We start from the raw sequence: 21820 nt of genomic DNA, 5'->3' as shown, positions 1-21820 counted from the left end.
TTACTCCGCCGCGCGCCGCGCGGTGACGACATCGCTGAGATATTCGGAAAACTCTTCCCGCAATTCGTCCCGCTCCAGCCCGAAGGCGACGGTCGCCTGCAGGAACCCTGCCTTCGAGCCGCAATCGAACCGTTGCCCGCGGAAGCGCAGGCCATACACGCCCCGATCGGCGGCAATTTCGTCCGCGATGGCATCGGTCAGCTGGATCTCGCCACCGGAACCGGCCTTCAGCTTGTTGAGGTTCTGCATGACCGTCGGGGCAAGGATATAGCGACCGATGACTGCAAGATTCGAGGGCGCGGTTCCCGGTGCTGGCTTCTCGACCATGCCCCGGGCCTTGACGATGGCGCCCATGTCCTCGCTGACATCCAGCACACCATAGGACTGCGCCTTTTCGGGCGCGACTTCCATCGTGGCGACCATGCTGCCGCCGGTCTCCCGATAGGCTTCGATCATCTGCTGAAGGCAGGGTGGCTCGCCCATGATGACGTCATCCGTCAGAATCACCGCGAAGGGTTCATCCTCGTTGACCAGACGGCGGGCACACCATACGGCGTGGCCAAGGCCAAGCGCCTTGTGCTGCCGGATATAGGCGATGGCACCCGATTCCATGTTCGTCGACCGCAACACGTCCAGAAGCTCGGTCTTGCCGGATTTCTTCAGGCTGGATTCCAGTTCGTGCGCATGGTCGAAATAGTCTTCAAGCGCACCCTTGCCGCGCGAGGTGACGAAGATGAATTCCTTGATGCCTGCGGCACGCGCCTCGTCGATCGCATATTGAATCAACGGCCTGTCCACCAGCGTCATGATCTCTTTCGGGATGCTTTTCGTGGCGGGAAGAAAGCGTGTCCCCAGACCGGCCACGGGGAAAATGGCCTTTGTTACCTTGCGACTCATTGATGAATACCTTTGTTCCTGTTCAAGGACGACAGACGTGCCGGCAGCGCCACACACAGCGCGGACGGCGTGCGGACGCAAGGCTCAGGATACTGCCTTGGGCAGGGGCACGCCAACCCATTCGGTTCATTTCGACGGACATTCGCCGATCCAGGTCGCATCACGGCTTTTCCCGCACTTGGTTCACTCGATGCGCATCTCGCGCATCATCTCTTCGATCCTCGCAACATCCTCGGGATTGTTCAGTTCCCAAAATTGTCGTCCACGCGCTTCGACCTCGACACACAGGATGCGCCGACCCCGTTCAAGGAAACGCAACTGCTCAAGTCCTTCCAGCTGTTCCAGCGGCCCTTCGGGCCAATCCGCATAAGCGGTCAGCGCGGCGGGCCGATAGGCATAGACGCCGACATGGTGAAACACCGGGCTTGGCTGGTCATCGCCGAATTCACCGGGCGCGAAGGGGATGACTTCCTTTGAAAAATACAGCGCCTGCCGGTCATGGCCAAAGACGGCGGTCGTGCCACCGACCCGACCAGCCATGCGATCTGCGATCAGATCGGCCCGCATCCGCCCGGAACAACGCAACACCGGCGTCGCGACATCGGCCCGCGCATCGGCGCGCAGCCCTGCGATCAGGTCCTCGACGAACCATGCCGGCGTCAGCGGCGCGTCACCCTGCAAGTTGACGACGATCTCGGGCGACAGGCCAAGATTGGCAACCGCTTCGGCACAACGCTCGGTTCCGTTGCGGCACAAGGTGGATGTCATGACCACCTGTGCGCCAAAGCCTTCCGCGTGGTCCCGAATGCGGTCATCGTCCGTCGCGACGATGACCTGATCCACGCCGGTGACCGTCATCGCGGCGTCCCAGCTGCGCCGGATCAGGCTGCGTTTGCTGCCCGACGCCCCTGTCAGATCGACAAGCGGCTTGCCAGGATAGCGGGTCGAGGCGTGGCGGGCGGGTATGACGACAAGGACCGACATCCGGATCAGGCCTTCGCCAGCAGAACGCCCGGAGCATAGGCGATGAAGAACGGGTTCTCGAAACCGGGCTTTCCATAGGCAAGCGGTGTATGATCGTCGAAACGCACGACCTCGCCACCGGCGCCGCGCAGCACCGCGTCACCTGCAGCCGTATCCCATTCCATCGTGCGGCCAAGACGCGGATACAGGTCAGCCTCGCCGGTCGCCACAAGGCAGAACTTCAGCGAAGATCCGGCACTGGTCATGTCGCGCACTCCGTACTGCGCGATATAGGTATCCGTCGCCTCGTCACGATGCGACTTCGAGGCGACAACCATCAGCCCGCGATTGTCGGGCATCGGGTTCACCCCGACCGACTGCGTTTCACCCGGCTGCTCGCCGAACGGGCCGCGCTCTTCTACCGAGCGGCCATCGGCGGTGGTGTAGAAAAGCCGTCCCTTGGCAGGCGCATAGACAACGCCGCGAATCGGCACACCGTTTTCGACATAGGCAATATTCACGGTGAAATCGCCGCGGCGCTGAACGAATTCCTTGGTCCCGTCCAGCGGATCGACGATCAGGAACGTGGAAACCGCCTGACCATGCGTCGCCGCCTGCTCCTCGGTGACCAGCGGAAGATCGGGAAATGCCTCTCGCAGCCCGGCGGCGATCAGCGCATCTGCGGCCTCGTCAGCCTCGGTCACAGGCGAATCGTCCGATTTCGCGCGAACCTCGAAGTCCTCGGCCTCGTAGATCTCCATGATCCGGGCCCCGGCCTGAAGGGCGAGACGGCGCATCTCGGTGGTCAGTCGATCAAATTGCATCCAGTTTTCCTTCCCATCTGTCGCCCCGACGCCACCGCACGATTGTGCGACCGGCCGCGCCCCCTTATGATCGCCATGAAAGGCTTGGGCAAGCACCCGTCATGCGCGACCTTTTCCGGTCCTTCCGCGGCCTTTCCAACCCGACACGGGCAGCACCGCAAGGATACCACGAACGGACCCGAAGATTGTTTATCCAGCGCCGCAACCAGAACCTGATACAAGCCGCCGGCACGACGCTGGCGCTGATCTATCACCAGACGGTCTATAACCTGCGGACCGATCACCGGAACGCTGTCATCGGACTGCTGCTGACCATCCTGCAGACCGTCGTGTTCATGGCTGCTTTCCTGCTGATCTTCCTGGTGATCGGCATCCGGCAATCGCCGATCCGTGGCGACTTCATGATGTACATCATGTCGGGCATTTTCCTGTTCATGACGCATGTGAAATCCGTCGGCGCCGTGGCCAGCAGCCATTCCGTATCCGGAGGGCTTACCCAGCACGAGCCCCTTAATCCCGCGGTGCTGATCGCCGCGGCGGCTTTGGCGGTGTTGTATCGGCAGACGATCAGCATCCTTGCCATTCTTGGACTGTATCATGTGCTGCTCAATCCGGTGACACTGGCCCATCCGGTAGGCTGCGTGGCGATGTACCTGCAGGCATGGTTTTCGGGCGCATGCGTCGGGCTGGTGTTTCTGGGCATCCGGCCTTGGGCGCCGAAAGCGTCGCAACTGCTGACCACGGTCTATCAGCGCATCAACATGTTCGCGTCGGGCAAGATGTTCGTCGCAAATGTTCTGCCGAACTTCATGCTGCCGTGGTTCATCTGGAATCCGCTGTTCCACATCATCGACCAGGCCCGCGGCGATATCTTCGTGAACTACACGCCACAGAAAACCGACCCCTATTATGCGATCTGGTTTTCGCTTGCGGCGATGATGCTGGGCCTGCTGATCAACTTCACAACCCGCAAATACGAATCGCTCAGCTGGAGCGCTGGACATTAGGCAGGTTCGGTTCGCATCCGGCAGGTTTCGGTCGAAATGCCATGCAATTTGGACCGGCGGGACGCTTGCGGGCCTGAAAACCATCCCTATATACACCCCCGAAGCCTCCGGGCATGTCCGGAGCTGAACAATCACTGGGATCGGACTGCGGGGGCCGCAACGGACCCACAGCCCAAGATATCGCCGCAAGAGAGGTTAGAAACTCATGTCCAAAGTTATCGGCATCGACCTTGGCACCACCAACAGCTGCGTCGCCATCATGGATGGCAGCCAGCCGAAGGTCATCGAAAACAGCGAAGGCGCACGCACCACGCCCTCGATCGTCGGCTTTACCGACGGTGAGCGTCTGGTCGGCCAGTCTGCGAAACGCCAGGCCGTGACCAACCCCACCAACACCGTCTTTGCCGTCAAGCGCCTGATCGGCCGTCGCATCGGCGACGAAGCCGTCGAGAAGGACAAGAAACTGGTCCCGTATTCGATCGTCGACGGCGGCAATGGCGATGCATGGGTCGAGGTGAAGGGCGAGAAATATTCCCCCGCTCAGGTCAGCGCGATGATCCTTCAGAAGATGAAGGAAACCGCCGAATCCTATCTGGGCGAAGAGGTGACGCAGGCCGTCATCACCGTTCCGGCCTATTTCAACGACGCGCAGCGTCAGGCCACCAAGGACGCCGGCAAGATCGCGGGCCTTGAGGTCCTGCGCATCATCAACGAGCCGACTGCGGCCGCGCTGGCCTATGGTCTGGACAAGAAGGAAAGCAAGACGATCGCGGTCTATGACCTCGGCGGCGGCACCTTCGACATCACCATTCTGGAAATCGACGACGGCCTGTTCGAGGTCAAATCGACCAACGGGGACACGTTCCTGGGTGGCGAAGACTTCGACATGCGGATCGTCAACTATCTGGCGGACGAGTTCAAGAAAGAGCACGGCGTCGATCTGACCAAGGACAAGATGGCCCTGCAGCGCCTGAAAGAGGCCGCCGAGAAAGCCAAGATCGAACTGTCCAGCAGCAGCCAGACCGAGATCAACCAGCCGTTCATCTCGATGGACAAGGATTCGGGCACGCCGCTGCACATGGTCATGAAGCTGACCCGCGCCAAGCTGGAAAGCCTGGTCGGTGACCTGATCAAGCGCACGATGAAGCCGGTGCAGGACGCCCTTAAGGACGCCGGCGTCAGCAAGGGCGAAATCGACGAGGTGGTTCTGGTCGGCGGCATGACCCGGATGCCGAAGGTTTTCCAGGAAGTCTCCGATTTCTTCGGCAAGGAACCCCACAAGGGCGTGAACCCCGACGAGGTCGTGGCCCTGGGCGCCGCGATTCAGGCTGGTGTGCTGCAGGGTGACGTCAAGGACGTCGTGCTGCTGGACGTGACGCCGCTTTCGCTGGGGATCGAAACCCTGGGTGGCGTCTTTACCCGCCTGATCGACCGCAACACCACCATCCCGACCAAGAAGTCGCAGATCTTCTCGACCGCCGAGGATAACCAGAACGCCGTGACGATCCGGGTTTTCCAGGGCGAACGCGAGATGGCCGCCGACAACAAGATGCTGGGTCAGTTCAACCTCGAGGACATTCCGCCCGCACCGCGCGGCATGCCGCAGATCGAGGTGACCTTCGACATCGACGCCAACGGCATCGTCTCGGTCAGTGCCAAGGACAAGGGCACCGGCAAGGAACAGAACATCACCATCCAGGCTTCGGGCGGGCTGTCCGACGAGGATATCGATCGGATGGTGAAGGATGCCGAACAGAACGCCGAGGCCGACAAGGGCCGCCGCGAACTGGTCGAGGCCAAGAACCAGGCCGAAAGCCTGATCCACACCACCCGCAAATCGCTGGAAGAGCATGGCGACAAGGTGGACGAATCGACCGTCGAGGCGATCGAGCTGTCGATCGGCGCCCTGGAAGAGGCCGTGAAGTCGGAAGATGCCGGCAAGATCAAGTCCGGTCTTCAGAACGTCATGGACGCCTCGATGAAGCTGGGCGAAGCGATCTACAAGGCGCAGCAGGACAGTTCGGAAGGCGCCGAGTCCGAGGGCGATTCGCCGCGCGATGTGGATGACGACATCGTGGATGCCGATTTCGAGGATCTCGGCGACGACAAGAAACGCGGCTGATCCGGGCCGCACCCCGTCCGGGCCGGTCCGCCAACCAGCGGGCCGGCCCGCCTTCTTGGGGAAGTGAACAGGAAACCACATGGCCAAGCGTTGCTATTACGAGGTTCTGGGCGTCACCCGCGGGGCCTCGTCGGAAGAAATCAAGAAAGCCTATCGCGGCAAGGCGAAAGAGCTTCACCCAGACCGCAACAAGGACGACAGCCAGTCCGAGGCACGTTTCAAGGAAGTAAACGAGGCCTATGACTGCCTGAAGGACGACCAGAAGAAGGCGGCCTATGATCGCTTCGGCCACGCCGCGTTCGAGAATGGCGGCATGGGCGGTGGGTTCGGCGGCGCGCGTGGCGGCCATCCGGGCGATTTCGGAAGCGCCTTCGCAGATGTGTTCGAGGATCTTTTCGGCGACATGATGGGACGGCGCGGCCCGGGCGGCGGCCGTTCGCGGGCGCAGCGTGGCCAGGATCTGCGCTATAACCTGCATGTCTCGCTGGAAGACGCCTACAGGGGCCTGCAGAAGACCATCTCCGTCCGCGGCTCGGCCGCTTGCGAGGAATGCGAGGGGACGGGTGCCGAAGGCGCCACTCAGCCGGCGACATGCCCGACCTGTGCCGGTATGGGCAAGGTGCGCGCGCAGCAGGGTTTCTTCACCGTCGAACGCAGCTGCCCGACCTGCGGCGGCGCGGGCCAGATCGTCAAGAACCCCTGCAAGGCATGCCACGGTGCCGGCCGGATCGAAAAGGACCGCACATTGTCGGTGAACATCCCCGCCGGCGTCGAAACCGGCACCCGCATCCGCCTGGCAGGCGAAGGCGAGGCCGGGTTGCGCGGCGGCCCTGCGGGCGATCTGTATATCTTCATCGAGGTGCAGGAGCACGAGATCTTCATCCGCGACGGCAGGATGCTGGCCTGCCAGGTGCCTGTCGGCATGGCCACGGCAGCCCTGGGCGGCGAGGTCGAGGTGCCGACGATCGATGGCGGCCGCGCCCGCGTCAAGGTTCCCGCAGGCAGCCAGTCCGGCCGCCAGATGCGTCTGCGCGGCAAGGGCATGCCGCCTTTGCGCCACGGCGCGGGTGCAGGCGGGGAACATGGCGACATGCTGATCGAACTTGCAGTAGAGACGCCGGTAAACCTGACGACCCGGCAAAAAGAACTGCTGCGAGAGTTCGAGGCAGTGAAAGCCGACAACAGCCCGCAGTCCGACAGCTTCTTCAAGAAGGTCAAAGGTTTCTGGGACGACATGACACGATGATCGCACGGCGCGGCAGGCGTTAACGCTTTCTTCACCCCTGCCGCGCCAGACTGTCGTCATGGACCAGAATCGCGCCTTTGGCGAAATGCCGCTGCCCTTGTTCTCGCCCGCTTCCGACGACGTGGCGATACCAGTCGCGGTCATACCCACGCGGAAGCAGGGCGCGGGCGCACCATCTTATCTTGCCGACCACCGGGCGCGGCTTCGCGACCGCTTCATGCAGGGCGGCGTGGCCGCGATGCCGGATTACGAAATGCTGGAACTTGTCCTGTTCCGCGCCATTCCGCGACAGGATGTCAAGCCGCTGGCCCGGCGACTTATCGACAGTTTCGGTGACTTCAACCGGGTTCTATCGGCCCCTCCTGCCCGGCTGGCCGAAATTGACGGGGTCGGTCCCGCAGTCATCGTCGAACTGAAGATCGTCGAGGCGGCAGCACAGCGTCTGTCGCGCGCCCGGATCATGAACCGGCCCGTCCTGTCGGGCTGGGATGCACTGCTTGACTACTGTCACACGACGATGGCGCATCGCGAGGTCGAACAGTTTCGCGTGCTGTATCTGGACCGCAAAAACGTGCTGATCGCGGACGAGGAACAGGGGCGTGGAACGGTCGATCATGTTCCGGTCTATCCGCGAGAGATCATCCGGCGCGCATTGGAACTGAACGCCTCGGCCGTGATCCTTGTCCACAACCACCCCTCGGGCGATCCGACACCATCAGATTCGGACATCACAATGACCGCGCGCGTGGCACGGGCGGCGGACAGCATGGGCATCACCGTCCACGACCACCTGATCATCGGAAAGTCCCGCGAACTCAGCTTTCGGTCCGAAGGGCTGCTATAGGCGCCGCAGCGGCGTTCAGTCCGCGTCCAGCGCAGCTTCGGTGGCGGCAGCCACGCGCAGCAGATGGCCGTCGCGCCCGGCATGTCCCATCATCATGATCCCGCATCCCGGATGCCCCGTCGGCAGGGTTGCCGCAGGCAAGCCCAACAGGTTTGCGATCCTTGTATTGCGCAGGGTCAGCAGGTTCGCGCGGACGAAATACGCCTCGTCCTCCATCAACCGCTTCGCGTCTGGCGGCAGGATCGGCACCGTCGGCAGGATCACCGCATCGAATGACGACGCCACGTCCTTGACCCATTTCCGGCGGATGCGGACAAGTTGTTCCCAGGCCGCGACATAGTCCGGCGCGCTGACCTCGGCGCCGCCGCGGAATCGTTCAAGGATCGGGTTCCACATCAGTTCGGGCGCATCTTCGATCTGCGCCCGCCAGATCCCATAGGCTTCCGGCGCGAACAGTTGCGGCGACAGCGCCATCGCCTTGTCCAGCCATTCGGTCGCCACATGGGTTATCTGGGCGCCGGCACGGGCCAGCCGTTCCACCGCATCCTGAAACGCGGTCACGGGGCCTTCACCGGCATCGTCGAAAGGCAGCCCGTCCAGCACCATCAGCCGCAGCCCCGACGCCTGCGCGCCATGCAGATCGACGGCCTTGCGGTTCGCCATCACCGCCAGCAATTCGGCACAATCCTCGACGGTTCTGGCGATCGGCCCGACCACATCGAACTTGCGGCACAGCGGAACGACGCCCTTCTCGGGCAGGCTGTCATGGGTCGGCTTGAACCCCACCAGCCCGTTCCACGCAGCAGGCACCCGGATCGAGCCGCCGGTATCCGACCCGATCGCTGCCGCCGCCAGACCCAGCGCCACCGACACCGCCGCGCCCGAGGACGATCCGCCCGGAGCAAGCGCCGGGTCCAGACCATTGGGCGGGGTCGCGGTATTCGGGTTCAGCCCCAGACCGGAAAATGCCAGCTCGGTCATGTGGGTCTTGCCCAGACAGACCAGCCCGGTCCGGGCGCATCGCGCCAGCACGGTCGCGTCCTTGCGCGGAACCCGCGCCTCCAGAAGCCTGGATCCGGCCTCGGTCACCGTGCCGCCGCTGTCGATATTGTCTTTCCAGCTGATCGCCACACCGTCAAGGATGCCGTGGCGCAGCTCGACCTTGGCACGATCATGGGCCGCAACCGCCTCGGATCGGGCGCGCGCCGCGGTCAGACGTGCGTAGATCCGCTTGCCGTCGGGATGGGCCTTGGCCGCATCAAGATAGGCTTCGGTCTGGTCGATCGGGTCAAGAAGCCCGGCCATGATCGCCCGGCCCTGCTGAACCGCCGAGGCACGCAACCAATCCATGATCAGAAATCCACCGCGATGCCGTTCTTTTCATAGTCGCCAAAGCGCACCGGTTCCGGTCCGTCGCGCCCGCCGTATTCGACGGGAGGTGGCGCCATCTTCGCGGCCTGTCTGCGACGTTCTTCGGCCTCGGCAAGCGCACGTTGCGCGGCGGGCGGAAGATCGGGTCGATCATTCATGGAAACATCCCCCGATTGGGCTTAAGGGTCGGTGTCACTAATTCAACAACATCTAGGCGAAGGAAAGCGATTTGGCAAAGCCGGGGTCCGATCAGGCGCGAAAAGGCGCATTGCGACTGCTTCAGGGCGTGCGCGAGGGGGTGTCGCTGTCGGATCAGGCCGGGGCGCTGAAGGCGCTGACGCCCTCGGATCAGGCCCGCGCCGCGCGGCTTGCGGCGGAAACTTTGCGCAACCACGATCGCGCCGACGCGGTTCTGGCAGGCTACGTCGCCCGCAAGCCTGCGCCGCAGGTCGCCGATGTGCTGCGACTGGCCACGGTCGAATTGCTGGAACTGGGCGGCGCAGCCCACGGGGTGGTGGATGCGGCCGTCAATCTGACACGCGGACTGGGCAAGCGTGGTCAGGCCGCCGCGGGCATGGTCAACGCCGTCCTGCGCAAGGTCGCGCGCCACGAGGGCTGGGCGGATCTGCCGCCTCAGCAAATGCCGGACTGGCTGCGCAAGCGGGTGCAGGCGGCATGGGGCGAGGATGCGGCCCGCCGGATCGAGACCGCACATCAGACCGGCGCCGCGTTGGATCTGTCCCTGAAGCCCGGCGCCGCGCGAATGGACGGGGCCGAGGTTCTGCCGACCGGCTCGTCGCGGCTGCGCGGTTCTGTGCAGGTATCCGCCCTGCCGGGGTTTGCGTCCGGCGATTGGTGGGTTCAGGATGCCGCCGCCGCGCTGCCGGTTCGGCTGCTGGATCCTGCGCCAGGCGAACGGATCGCCGATCTGTGCGCCGCGCCGGGCGGAAAGACGCTGCAACTGTCGGCTGCCGGGGCACATGTCACAGCGGTCGATATCAGCGCCCCGCGCCTGAAGCGGGTCTCCGAAAATCTGCGCCGCTGCAGTTTGCAGGCGGAACTGGTCACTGCCGACGCGCTGGAATGGCGGCCGGACACGCCGTTCGACGCGGTGCTGCTGGACGCCCCCTGCTCGGCCACCGGCACCATACGTCGGCATCCCGATCTGCCGTTTCTGCGCGACGGGACCGGGATCGCGGAACTGGTCGATCTGCAGGCACGGCTGATCGATCATGCGCTGCAGTTGATCCCGCCCGGTGGACGCCTTGTCTACGCGGTGTGCTCGCTGCTGCCGGACGAAGGCGAGGCTCAGATCGCCGCCGCCTTGTCACGCCATGCGGGTGTCACGGTCGAGGCGCCCGAAATCGCGGGTATCCAGCCGGACTGGATCACAGCCGAAGGCGGGTTGCGACTGCGCCCGGATTACTGGTCGGATCTGGGCGGCATGGACGGGTTCTACATGGCGCGACTGCGGCGGGGCTGAGCGGGTGGCATTAGCGGCCAGGACGATCCACGGCGGATCTGGTGATCCGAGACGGCTGGTTTTTCTGACCCACCTGCACCCCAAGGCATGCCGCCGACCCCGGACCAGCGGATTGTCTTGACGCCGGCGACGCTGGACCTTCGCCTGTATCGGGTTTAGGTGAGCGGCAAAATCCAGATGCGAGGCTTGCCCATGTCCCATCCCATCGCCCTGAAACGTGCGCTGATCTCGGTGTCCGACAAGACCGGCCTGATCGAGTTCGCCCGCAAGCTGGAGGCGCGAGGCGTGGAACTGCTGTCCACCGGCGGCAGCGCCAAGGCGATGCGAGAGGCGGGATTGACCGTGACCGACGTTGCCGACGTGACCGGCTTTCCGGAAATGATGGATGGCCGCGTGAAGACGCTGCATCCGGCGGTTCACGGCGGCCTCTTGGCGCTGCGCGACAACCAAGAGCATCTGGCCGCGATGGAGGCCCATGGGATCGGGCCGATCGATCTGCTGGTGGTGAGCCTGTATCCGTTCGAAGCCACGGTCGCCAGCGGTGCGGGCTATGACGATTGCATCGAGAATATCGATATCGGCGGTCCCGCGATGATCCGGGCCGCGGCCAAGAATCACGGCTTCGTTACGGTGATCGTGGACGTGCAGGACTATGACGCGCTGCTGGCCGAACTGGACGACAACGACGACCGCACGACCTACGAGTTCCGCCGTCGTCAGGCGCAGATCGCCTACGCCCGCACCGCCGCCTATGACGCGGCGGTTTCGAACTGGATGGCCGACGCGATCGACGAGGAAATGCCGCGCCGCCGTGCCTTTGCCGGCACCCTGGCCCAGGGGTTGCGATATGGCGAGAATCCGCATCAGACAGCAGCCTTCTATGTGACCGGAGAAGCGCGTCCCGGCGTTGCGTCCGCGCGCCAATGGCAAGGCAAGGAGTTGTCCTATAACAACATCAACGACACCGATGCAGCGTTCGAACTGGTGGCCGAATTCGACCCAGCGGACGGCCCGGCCTGCGCGATCATCAAGCACGCAAATCCCTGCGGCGTCGCGCGCGGCACGACCGCGATCGATGCCTACAAGCGTGCCTTCGACTGCGACCGCACGTCGGCCTTCGGGGGGATCGTCGCGCTGAACCAACCTCTGGATGGCGCCACCGCCGAGGAAATCGTGAAGATCTTCACCGAGGTGGTGATCGCGCCGGATGCCGACGAGGACGCAAAGCGCATCTTCGCCGCCAAGAAGAACCTGCGATTGCTGACGACAGGCAGCCTGCCCGATCCGCGCGCAGCAGGCATGACCTTCCGTCAGGTCGCGGGCGGATTTCTGGCCCAGGGACGCGATAACGGCCATGTCGGCGTAGACGCGCTGAAGATCGTGACCCGGCGCCAGCCCTCGGAGGCGGAACTGGCCGACATGCTTTTTGCCTGGACCGTGGCCAAGCACGTCAAGTCTAACGCCATCGTCTATGCCAAGGACCGCGCCACGGTCGGCGTCGGCGCGGGGCAGATGAGCCGCGTCGATTCGACCCGAATCGGGCGCCGCAAATCCGAAGACATGGCCGAGGCGCTTGGCCTGCCCTTGCCGCTGACCATCGGCGCGGTGGTCGCATCGGATGCGTTCTTCCCCTTCGCCGACGGAATCGAGGCGCTGGCCGAGGCCGGCGCCAAGGCGGTGATCCAGCCCGGCGGCTCGATGCGGGACGACGAGGTGATCGCCGCCGCCGACCGGCTGGGTCTGGCAATGGTCTTCACCGGCCAGCGACATTTCCGACACTGATGCAACAGGAACTGCCTTTCGAGGACGGGCAAACGCCCGAGCCCGCACCGAAACCCAGGACGCCGCGGCGACCGCGCAAGCCAAAGCCGCCGCAGCGCGGCGACATGCGGCTGACCGCCTGGATCGCCGTGGCGATCATCATGTTCGATCAGCTGCTGAAATACTGGGTCGTTCATGTGCTGCGGCTGGATCAGCTGCGCAATCTGGATGTGCTGCCGCCATGGCTGAACCTGCGGATGGCATGGAACCAGGGTGTGAATTTCGGGCTGCTGTCCTCGGAACAGGATCTCACGCGCTGGCTGCTGATCGCGATCGCCGTGGCGATCTGCCTGTGGGTCTGGGTGTGGTTGTGGCGCAGCGCCGCCAGCCGCTTTGCCCGCGTCGCCGGGGGATTGCTGATCGGCGGCGCGATCGGCAACGTGATCGACCGACTGGCCTATGGCGCGGTCGCGGATTTCCTGAACATGTCGCTGCCTGGCTGGCAGAACCCGTACAGTTTCAATGTCGCCGACATCGCCATCTTCGCGGGGGCGATCGGTCTTGTGCTGATGCCACAGGACAAGACCGGTGACGACAAATCCGCCCGCAAGCCGCGTCGTCAGGCCCAGGGCAAGGACAACCCCCGTGACGGGGGAAAAAAATCCGGCTAGAACGGGCGCGAATGATAAAGGGGCAGGTGATGCGAGCATTCGCGCTGGTAATCGGATTTGCGGCAGCGGCCGGGCTTTCGGCCTGCAGCGGCGACCCGCGTCTGATGAATATCGAGTCTGGCCAGAACAGCCCCGACGAATTTGCGATCCTGCCGACCAAACCCCTGTCGATGCCACCCGACCTGGCGGTGTTGCCGACGCCGAGCCCCGGCGGTGCGAACATCACCGATCCTACGCCGCAGGCCGACGCGGTTGCGGCGCTTGGCGGCAATCCCGGTCGCTTGGCCGATCAGGGCATCGCGGCCTCGGATCAGGCGCTGGTCGCCTACGCATCACGTCGCGGCAACAATCCCGGCATCCGCACAACGCTGGCCGAGGCAGATCTGCGCTGGCGTTCGCGGAACGCGCGCCGTCCGCTGGAGGCGCTGTTCGGCACCTCGGTCTATCAGCGCGCCTATCGCCCGATGGCGCTGGACCCCAGCGCCGAGCAGCTGCGCTGGCAGCGTGCCGGGGCGCGGACGTCGACCTCTCCGACCCCCACAGTAGAGTGATCGTCGCGCAGGCTTGCAGCACGATGCGCTGCGGGTCAGCCGGATAGCTTGCGAAGAACAGACTGAATTCGCATATCGGCGGTCATTTGCGGGCGGCGCGCCCGCTCCGGCAGGTAGGCTTGACACACACAATACCGCGAGACCGTCTTGCGCCGCACCGCCCCCCGGTTCAGATTTCCGCCCGTGAAAGAGGAGGTCGAGCCCCGGATGCATCACCCTGTCCTGCCCACCGCACTGGCCCTGTGCCTCACCGCATTTCCGGCATTCGCTGAGATGCCCGAGGGAATCAGCCATTTCACCCTGCCAAACGGCCTGGAAACCGTTGTGATCGAGGATCACCGCGCCCCGGTCATCGTGCAGATGGTCTGGTACAAGATCGGCGCCGCCGACGAGATGCCGGGCAAGTCGGGCATCGCGCATTATCTTGAACACCTGATGTTCAAGGGCACCGACAAGCTGGAGCCGGGCGAGTTGTCGAAGACCGTCACCGCCAATGGCGGCATGGACAACGCCTTCACCTCTTACGACTACACGGCCTATTTTCAGCGCATCGCCAGCGACCGCCTGCCTCTTGTCATGGAGATGGAATCGGACCGCATGCAGAACCTGAAGATCGGCGAGGACGACTGGCAGGCCGAACGTCAGGTGGTACTGGAGGAACGTGCGCAGCGCGTGGACAGCGATCCGCGGGCCCTGTTTTCCGAGGAACGCGACGCGGTTCAGTTCTACAATCACCCCTATGGCCGCCCGATCATCGGCTGGCGTCAAGAGATGGAAGGGCTGACGCGCGAGGATGCCATCGACTGGTATGACAGCCACTATTCGCCGAACGAGGCCGTGCTGATCCTTGCCGGTGATGTGACGCCCGAAAAGGCCCGCGAACTTGCCGAAACATATTACGGCCCGATCCCTGCAAAGGGGCAGGCAGAACCGCGTGTCCGACCGCAGGAGCCGGCACAGAAATCCCCCCGGCGCATGCAGATGCATGATGCGCGCGTCGCGCAGCCGACGCTGATCCGCAGCTATCTGGCGACGGAACGCAATTCGGGCGATCAGCGGCGCGCCGCCGCACTGACGGTCCTGTCCGAACTTCTGGGCGGGTCGATGCAGACCTCGGTCCTGGGCCGCGAACTGGCACTGACGGGCAAGGCCATCTGGGTCGGCGCGGGCTATGACGGGCTGGCGGTCGATCCGACCACCTTCTCGATCTCGATGGTGCCTGCGCAGGACATGTCGACCGAGCAGGCAGAACAGCTTCTGGATCAGAGCCTTGCGAAATTCCTTGAAGCGGGCCCTGACGAGGATGATCTGGAACGGGTCAAGACCCGCATCCGCGCCGCCCGAATCTATGCCCGCGATTCGGCCCATGGCCGTGCCTATGACTATGGCCAGGGTCTGGCCACGGGGCTGACCATCGAGGATGTGAACGACTGGCCCGACATCCTGGCATCGGTGACGGCACAGGATGTGCGTGCGGCGGCGCAGGATCTGTTGACCAGCGACGCGACGGTGACGGGCTGGCTGCTGCCCGAAGAGACGCAGCAGCAAGCCAAGTCCTCGCCGGCGCAGAACCGGGCCGCGAAATCCGCGCGACCCGTGCCTGCGTCGCGTGCCCCTGACTCCGATGGGGATCGCCCGCCGCTGCGCCCTGCCCGAAACGCCACTACCGCCGACGAGGTGCAAGAATGATCCGCGCCGCCATTGCCCTGTTCCTTGCCGTTCTGGCCGTTCCGGCCCACGCGATCGACATCCAGAAGGTTACATCACCCGGCGGCATCGAAGCCTGGCTGGTCGAGGATCACTCGATCCCCTTCACGGCCCTCAGCCTGGACTTCCAGGGCGGCGCCAGCCTGGAAGCACCGGGCAGGCGCGGCGCGATCAACCTGATGACCGGCCTTCTGGAAGAGGGGGCGGGCAAGCTGGATGCAACCGGCTTCGCCCAGGCGGTCGAGGATCTGGGCGCCGACCTGTCCTTCGATGTCAGCGACGACGCGCTGTCGATCAGGATGCGCGCCCTGACCGAAAATCGCGACCAGGCCGCAGGATTGCTGGCGCAGGCCCTGACCCAGCCGCGCTTTGACGAGGACGCGGTCGAACGGGTGCGCGCCCAGGTCCAGGCGATCATCCGGTCCGAGGCGACCGATCCGCAATCCATCGCCGCCAAGGAAATGGCGTCGCAGGCCTGGGGCGATCATCCCTATGCAACCTCGATCAACGGCACCGCCGATTCGAACGCCGCGTTGACCCGCAAGGATCTGGTCGCGGCCAAGAACCGCGTTCTGGCCCGCGACAGGGTGGTGATCGGCGCCGCCGGCGACATCACCCCGGACGAGCTTGGCGTCCTGCTGGATCAGGTTCTTGGCGGGTTGCCCGAAAAGGGAACCGCGCCGCTGCCCGAACAGGCAGAGCTGCAGTTGAGCGGCGGGGTCACGGTGATCGACTGGGACAGCCCGCAGACGATCGTCAGCTTCGCCGGGCCGGGCCTGCCAATCGACGATCCGGACTATTTCGCAGCCTATGTCGCGAACCACATCCTTGGCGGCGGCGGTTTCAGTTCGCGTCTGATGGACGAGATCCGCGAGAAGCGCGGGCTGACCTATGGCATCGGGACCGGTCTGGCGACGGGGCTTTACGGTCAGACATGGCAAGGCGGTATGGCCGGGTCGAACGCCAATATCGAACAGGCCCTGCAACTGATCCGCCAGGAATGGGATCGCATGGCCGAGGACGGCGTGACCGAACAGGAACTGAACGACGCCAAGACCTATCTGACCGGCGAATACCCGCTGCGCTTCGATGGCAACCGCAAGATCGCGTCGATTCTTTCGGGAATGCAGCTTGCAGGTTTTCCGATCGACTACGTCAACACCCGTAACGACAAGGTTGAGGCCGTGACGGCCAGCGACGTCCAACGCGTCGCAGATCGGCTGCTGCGTTCGGACGAGCTGCGCTTTGTTCTGGTCGGTCGCCCGGAGGGGCTGGACGACAGCGCGACCGGGCAAGAGGCCGAGGCCAGCCAGACCGAACCGGAAGCGGCGGTCAACTAGCCGACGCTTGCCGCCGAATCGCTGGCGGGACGGCCCGCTTCTTGCTAAATCTGGTGGCATGAACAGCCATGCCCCCAATATCCGCCCGATCATCCGGCAACTGGACGAGGCGACCGCGAACCGGATCGCGGCGGGCGAGGTGGTGGAACGCCCGGCCTCGGCGGTCAAGGAACTGGTCGAGAACGCGCTGGACGCAGGCGCATCGCGGATCGAGGTCGCCATCGAGGATGGCGGGAAACGCCTGATCCGCGTCGCGGATGACGGTTGCGGCATGACACCCGATGATCTGCCGCTGGCCCTGTCCCGCCATGCCACCAGCAAGATCGACGGCAGCGATCTTCTGGCCATTCGCAGCTTCGGCTTTCGCGGCGAGGCGCTGCCATCGCTGGGGGCGGTCGGGCGGCTGACGATCACATCGCGCGCGCGCGGCGCGGACGGCGCCCAGATCACCGTGACTGCGGGCAAGGCCGGTTCCGTCAGGCCCGCCCCCGGCAATCCGGGCACGGTGGTCGAACTGCGCGACCTGTTCTTCGCGACACCGGCACGGCTGAAATTCATGCGCAGCGAACGCGCCGAAACGCAGGCCGTCGCAGACACGCTGCGCCGGCTGGCGATGGCAGAGCCCTGGGTCGGGTTCACGCTGACCGCGGATGGGCGAGAGGTCTTTCGCGCCGACGCCGAACAGGGCGAGTTGTTCGGCGCGCTGCAGGCGCGACTGGCCCGCGTCATGGGGCCCGAGTTTATCGACAACACCATCGCACTGGACGCCGAACGCGACGGTCTGACCCTGACAGGCTTTGCCGCCCTGCCGACCTATTCCCGCGGTGCGGCAATAGCGCAGCACCTGTATGTCAACGGCCGCCCGGTGCGCGACAAGCTGCTGACCGGGGCGCTGAGGGCGGGATACATGGATGTGCTTGCGCAGGGGCGGCATCCGGCGGCAGTTCTGTACCTGACCTGCGATCCGCAGCTGGTCGACGTCAATGTCCACCCCGCCAAGGCCGAGGTGCGGTTCCGCGATCCTCAGTCCGCGCGCGGACTGATCGTCAGCGGATTGCGGCATGGGCTGGCGAATGCGGGACATCGGGCCTCATCTACCGTGGGCGACGCGACGCTGGCCGCGTTCCGGCCCGAATCCGACACCCCGAACCGGCCGACCCGCACCTATCAGATGGACTACCGCCCCTCGGGCGGTGCCGTCCGCGCCGCTTTGGACCTGCAGGCCCCCGACCCGCAGCCGGGATTTGCCGAAGCGCCTTCGGCCCGGTTCGAAGACACGCCCCGGGAATTCGCCGACGACGCCCCCCTGGGCGCCGCGCGGGCGCAGATCCACGAAAATTATATCATCGCCCAGACGCAGGACGGGCTGGTGATCGTCGATCAGCACGCGGCGCATGAACGCCTGGTCTATGAACGGCTGAAGGCGCAGGCCGACGCGACCGGCATCGCAAGCCAGGCCCTGCTGATCCCCGAGATCGTCGAACTGCCCGACAGTGACGCCGTCCGGCTGCTGTCAATCGCCGATGAACTTGCCGATCTGGGCCTTGTGATCGAGGCATTCGGCAGCGGCGCAATCGCCGTGCGCGAAGCGCCCGCCATGCTGACACGACTGAATGCCGCCGCGCTGATCCGCGACATTCTGGACGATCTGTCGGATCAGGGCAGCACAGACCGGCTGCGCGCGCGCATCGATGCGGTGCTGTCATCGATGGCCTGCCACGGCTCGGTCCGTTCGGGGCGCCGCATGGGCGCGGACGAAATGAACGCCCTGCTGCGCGAAATGGAACGCACGCCGAAATCCGGCCAGTGCAACCACGGTCGCCCGACATGGGTCAAGCTGCGCCTGTCCGATATTGAACGTCTGTTCGGCCGGAAGGATTGACGGGACGCGCGGGCGGGATCACAACTGGGCATCCGCCGGAGACCCGCCATGCTGCAGATCAGCCCCGACAAGATCGCCCATATCATCATCCGCGCCCGTGAATATGAAAGCGGCATCAACGCCTGGGCGCATGAAGGCGAACGACGTCAGCATGGAACCCGGACCGAGTTGCATGATTTCATCGAAAACCTGAACGAGGACGAACAGGCAAGTCTGGTCGCAGTGATGTGGATCGGACGCGAAAGCTTCGAGCCCGAGGAACTGGCCGAAGCGATTGCCACGGCACGGGTCGAGCGGACCACGCCGACCCAGGATTACCTGATGGGCGAGCCGCGTCTTGCAGATCTGCTGGAATCCGGGATGGACGCACTTGGCATCTCGCCCGAGGATGCCGAGGACGCGCTGCAGAAGCCCGTTTGAAACGCCCGCCGGAACAACCACCCTCTGCCCGTCGTTGAGATGTCGAAACGTGCCGGACCTGATGATGACGGCGCGATCTTCGGAAGGATTCAACCATGAGCGACGAACGCAGCAATCAGGACAAATCTTCGCCCGATCAAGGCCAGGACACCGGCGCCAGACCGATCAGCGAGGAAAATCACGATCGACACAAGACCCGGCGTCATGACGATTCGGAGGGTCGGGAAGGCAATGCCGATCCGATTTCCGAGGAAAACGACGAAGGTGGCAAGTGACGACGTCGACGACCATCCCCGCCGCCAGATCCGGCGGCGGGTATCGATTGGACTGGATCAGCGTGCGGTCAGGCGGATCAGGGCGCCGTTGGCGTCGTCGGTCAGCACCATGATCGCCCCGTCCTGCGCCACCGCGACATCCCGCACCCGCCCTATGCCCTCGACATGCCGGGCCTCTCCGGTCACGCGATTGCCTGACAGTTCCAACCGGACCAGGGATCCCGATTGCAACCCGCCGATCAGCAGGTCGCCGTTCCAGTCGGGAAACATTTCGCCGTCATAGAAGGTCATTCCACCCGGTGCGATCACGGGATCCCAGTAATAGACCGGCTGTTCAGTGCCTTCTTTCTGCGTCAGCCCGCCAGTGATGGTGCCGCCGCCATATTCGGCACCATAGCTGACATCGGGCCAGCCATAGTTCTTTCCCGCCTCGGGCCGATTCAGCTCGTCCCCGCCTTGCGGACCATGTTCGACAGTCCACAGCGTTCCGTCGGCCGCCAGCGCCGCACCCTGCATGTTCCGGTGGCCATAGGACCAGATCTCGGGCAACGCATCGCCGCCAAGGTCCGCTCCCATCGGCGCCCCCGACAACGGGTCGATCCGCACCACGGTGCCAAGCGTGTTCGCGGTGTTCTGAGCCTCGTGACGTGCCTCGTTGCCGCCACGTTCGCCGGTGGTGACGAACAGGCCACCCTTGCCGTCCAGCACCAGCCGGGATCCGTAATGCAGTGCCGACGGCCACGGCGTCTGCCGCCAGATCAGCTTCGCGTCCTCGACCTGCCGACCATCCGCGGACAACACCCCGGTCGCAACTGCGGTCGCCGTGTCGTTGTTCGGCTGGCGTTCGGAAAAGCTGACCCAGATACGGCGGGTCTGGTCGAAATTCTGATCAACGATCACGTCCAGCAGACCCCCCTGCGCCTCGGGGTCCGCTCTCGGAAGACCCGGTATCGGATCTGAGACCGCGCCATCGGGTGATATCATGCGCAGCCGTCCCGGCTTTTCGGTGACCAGCCAGCTGCCGTCGGGCAACTGCGCCATGCCCCAGGGATTTTCCAGACCGTCCGCGACGACCTCGCGCCGCAGGGACAAGGCTCGCAGGCCCGGTGCGCGGGTCTGGTTCTCGAAGGCTGGCGTCTGACCCGGCGCGTTGGCCGGACGATCGTTGAAACCCTGTGCAATGGCGCATCCTGCGAACAGGGTAGTCGCCGCGACGACCGTCAATCGCTTCATCGAAAATCTCCTCGTCAACCAACTTGCATTCAGCCTGACACGCGTCGTGGCGCGGCGGAAGCCGCACCCCATCACGTCCGCGTCAACGCAGGTGATCAACCTTCGCCATGTGCTGGGCGATCTCGCCTATCTCGACCAGCCAATCGGCCACCAGCAACGGATCGTCCGGGGCGGCGTGAACGCCCGGCGCCACACGGCCATCGGCCACCGCCTGCACGGCCATCGACACCGGGACCGAGACAAGCTGTGCCATCGCGCTGCCCTTGGCGTCGCCATGTGCGTCCAGAACCCATTCCTTGTGCCAGACGATCTTGCCATCCCGTTCGGCCCGCAGCGCGACGAACAGCACGACGCGATCGGGTTCGCCCGATGCATAGGCGTTGTCGCGCCAGAACTGATCGGCCATTTCGCGCAGCCGGTCATCGCCTTCGGGTCCTGACAACGTCTCGACCTCGGCAAAGACCGGAGACCATGCCTGCTGCCACCCCTTCAGACGCAGGGTGCCACGCACGAAATCCTGCACGTCCCAATCGGTATCAAAGCCGTATTGGCGGATGAAGGGCAACGAATCGCGGTTCGGATAGACTTCGAACCGTTCCGGCACCGGCAGCGGCGCATCATAGGGCTCGATCGCGTCCCATGGCCGGGCGACATCGCGCACCGCCCCGCCGCGCAGCGATTTCGAGGGCGATCGAAGCGCCCGCAGAACCCCAAGGGGCGACCAGCTGAACTTGTAGCGAAATGGGTTGGGGTGTTTGGGCACGCCACCGCAATAAGAGGTGAAGCGCACCACATCACCTGGACGGGCGGCCTGCAGCTTGTAGTCCGCGACCAGATCATGGGCCATCAGGTGATCGATGCCGGGGTCCAGCCCGACCTCGTTCATCAGCACCACGCCGGCCTCTTTGGCATCGTCTGCCAGCGCGGCCATCTCGGGTGCCACATAGCTGGAACTGACGAAATGCGCGCCGTTCGCGATCGCCAGTCTGGCCAACCCGACATGCTGATCGGCGGGCAGCATCGACACGATGATATCGCCCTTTCCGACCGCATCGGCCAAGTCATCGAAACTGTAGGCGCGGATATCGTCGGTCAGATCGCCGACCTCGGCCCGGGCCTTCGCCTCGGTGCGGTTCCAGACGGTCACGTCGGCACCAGATTGCAGCAGGCGACGCAGGCCGGGGATGGCGCTGAGGCCGGTTCCGATCCAGTGGATAGTCATG

General features: G+C 64.5%; 20 protein-coding genes. 13 read left to right on the top strand and 7 right to left on the bottom strand.

Translation table 11 applies throughout. The features are described 5' to 3' along the window. The 3 genes from J7359_RS13160 to cysQ all read right to left on the bottom strand — a co-directional run bounded on the left by J7359_RS13160 (position 1) and on the right by cysQ (position 2684). Positions 1-897 carry a UTP--glucose-1-phosphate uridylyltransferase gene (locus J7359_RS13160; protein ID WP_209057228.1) on the bottom strand — a complete coding sequence of 299 codons (897 nt, stop codon included), beginning with the start codon at positions 895-897 and terminating at the stop codon, positions 1-3. 183 nt (positions 898-1080) lie between these two features. Continuing rightward, positions 1081-1881: a manno-octulosonate cytidylyltransferase gene (locus J7359_RS13155; RefSeq protein ID WP_209057226.1), complete on the bottom strand. Its 801-nt coding sequence runs from the start codon at positions 1879-1881 to the stop codon at positions 1081-1083. Between the two features lie 5 nt (positions 1882-1886). After that, positions 1887-2684: a 3'(2'),5'-bisphosphate nucleotidase CysQ gene (gene cysQ, locus J7359_RS13150; protein ID WP_209057224.1), complete on the bottom strand. Its 798-nt coding sequence runs from the start codon at positions 2682-2684 to the stop codon at positions 1887-1889. 185 nt (positions 2685-2869) lie between these two features. Between cysQ and J7359_RS13145 the strand changes: the two genes are divergently transcribed. The 4 genes from J7359_RS13145 (at position 2870) to radC (ending at position 7903) form a co-directional block, all read left to right on the top strand. Further along, a complete protein-coding gene (locus J7359_RS13145; RefSeq protein ID WP_209057222.1) occupies positions 2870-3691 on the top strand; it encodes an ABC transporter in 822 nt (273 codons plus the stop codon). A gap of 205 nt (positions 3692-3896) precedes the next feature. Beyond that, positions 3897-5813 (top strand): molecular chaperone DnaK, encoded by a 1917-nt coding sequence (gene dnaK, locus J7359_RS13140; protein WP_209057220.1) that lies wholly within the window; start codon positions 3897-3899, stop codon positions 5811-5813. A gap of 79 nt (positions 5814-5892) precedes the next feature. Further along, positions 5893-7059 carry a molecular chaperone DnaJ gene (gene dnaJ, locus J7359_RS13135; RefSeq protein ID WP_209057218.1) on the top strand — a complete coding sequence of 389 codons (1167 nt, stop codon included), beginning with the start codon at positions 5893-5895 and terminating at the stop codon, positions 7057-7059. Positions 7060-7117: 58 nt separating this feature from the next. Next, entirely contained in the window at positions 7118-7903 is a 786-nt protein-coding gene (gene radC, locus J7359_RS13130; RefSeq protein WP_209057216.1) for a DNA repair protein RadC, read from the top strand. 15 nt (positions 7904-7918) lie between these two features. Here the strand turns inward: radC and J7359_RS13125 are convergent, their stop codons facing one another. Beyond that, positions 7919-9253 (bottom strand): amidase, encoded by a 1335-nt coding sequence (locus J7359_RS13125; RefSeq protein ID WP_209057214.1) that lies wholly within the window; start codon positions 9251-9253, stop codon positions 7919-7921. A gap of 2 nt (positions 9254-9255) precedes the next feature. After that, a complete protein-coding gene (locus J7359_RS13120) occupies positions 9256-9432 on the bottom strand; it encodes a DUF1674 domain-containing protein (RefSeq protein WP_209057212.1) in 177 nt (58 codons plus the stop codon). A gap of 71 nt (positions 9433-9503) precedes the next feature. Here J7359_RS13120 and J7359_RS13115 point away from each other — a divergent pair, with 71 nt between their 5' ends. The 9 genes from J7359_RS13115 (at position 9504) to J7359_RS13075 (ending at position 19364) form a co-directional block, all read left to right on the top strand. Then, on the top strand, positions 9504-10757 hold the full coding sequence (locus J7359_RS13115; protein WP_209057210.1) for a transcription antitermination factor NusB: 1254 nt from the start codon (positions 9504-9506) through the stop codon (positions 10755-10757). A 192-nt stretch (positions 10758-10949) separates the two neighbouring features. Further along, positions 10950-12539: a bifunctional phosphoribosylaminoimidazolecarboxamide formyltransferase/IMP cyclohydrolase gene (gene purH, locus J7359_RS13110; RefSeq protein WP_209057208.1), complete on the top strand. Its 1590-nt coding sequence runs from the start codon at positions 10950-10952 to the stop codon at positions 12537-12539. Next, the gene (gene lspA, locus J7359_RS13105) at positions 12539-13189 is read left to right on the top strand and encodes a signal peptidase II (protein WP_247740376.1); all 651 of its coding nucleotides are present in this window, start codon (positions 12539-12541) and stop codon (positions 13187-13189) included. The genes purH and lspA overlap by 1 nt, the downstream gene beginning before the upstream one ends. A 29-nt stretch (positions 13190-13218) precedes the next feature. Beyond that, the gene (locus tag J7359_RS13100; protein WP_209057206.1) at positions 13219-13740 is read left to right on the top strand and encodes a DUF3035 domain-containing protein; all 522 of its coding nucleotides are present in this window, start codon (positions 13219-13221) and stop codon (positions 13738-13740) included. Positions 13741-13923: 183 nt separating this feature from the next. Next, positions 13924-15429: a pitrilysin family protein gene (locus J7359_RS13095; protein WP_348524385.1), complete on the top strand. Its 1506-nt coding sequence runs from the start codon at positions 13924-13926 to the stop codon at positions 15427-15429. Next, entirely contained in the window at positions 15426-16787 is a 1362-nt protein-coding gene (locus tag J7359_RS13090; protein WP_209057204.1) for a pitrilysin family protein, read from the top strand. Before J7359_RS13095 ends, J7359_RS13090 begins: the two co-directional genes overlap by 4 nt. A gap of 58 nt (positions 16788-16845) precedes the next feature. Continuing rightward, a complete protein-coding gene (gene mutL, locus J7359_RS13085; protein WP_209057202.1) occupies positions 16846-18669 on the top strand; it encodes a DNA mismatch repair endonuclease MutL in 1824 nt (607 codons plus the stop codon). A 48-nt stretch (positions 18670-18717) separates the two neighbouring features. Next, positions 18718-19089: a DUF3775 domain-containing protein gene (locus tag J7359_RS13080; protein ID WP_209057200.1), complete on the top strand. Its 372-nt coding sequence runs from the start codon at positions 18718-18720 to the stop codon at positions 19087-19089. Between the two features lie 95 nt (positions 19090-19184). Then, a complete protein-coding gene (locus tag J7359_RS13075; protein WP_209057198.1) occupies positions 19185-19364 on the top strand; it encodes a hypothetical protein in 180 nt (59 codons plus the stop codon). A 57-nt stretch (positions 19365-19421) separates the two neighbouring features. On the opposite strand, the gene J7359_RS13070 is transcribed toward J7359_RS13075, so the two are convergent. Both J7359_RS13070 and J7359_RS13065 read right to left on the bottom strand, forming a co-directional pair. After that, positions 19422-20597 (bottom strand): PQQ-dependent sugar dehydrogenase, encoded by a 1176-nt coding sequence (locus J7359_RS13070; protein ID WP_209057195.1) that lies wholly within the window; start codon positions 20595-20597, stop codon positions 19422-19424. Between the two features lie 82 nt (positions 20598-20679). Further along, positions 20680-21819: a saccharopine dehydrogenase family protein gene (locus tag J7359_RS13065; RefSeq protein WP_209057193.1), complete on the bottom strand. Its 1140-nt coding sequence runs from the start codon at positions 21817-21819 to the stop codon at positions 20680-20682. Between the last annotated feature and the right edge of the window lies 1 nt (position 21820).

This window comes from Paracoccus sp. R12_2 (assembly GCF_017744015.1).
Lineage (GTDB): Bacteria > Pseudomonadota > Alphaproteobacteria > Rhodobacterales > Rhodobacteraceae > Paracoccus.
The sequence above is the reverse complement of the archived record's forward strand: the minus strand, read 5'-3'. Positions and strand labels throughout refer to the sequence as shown.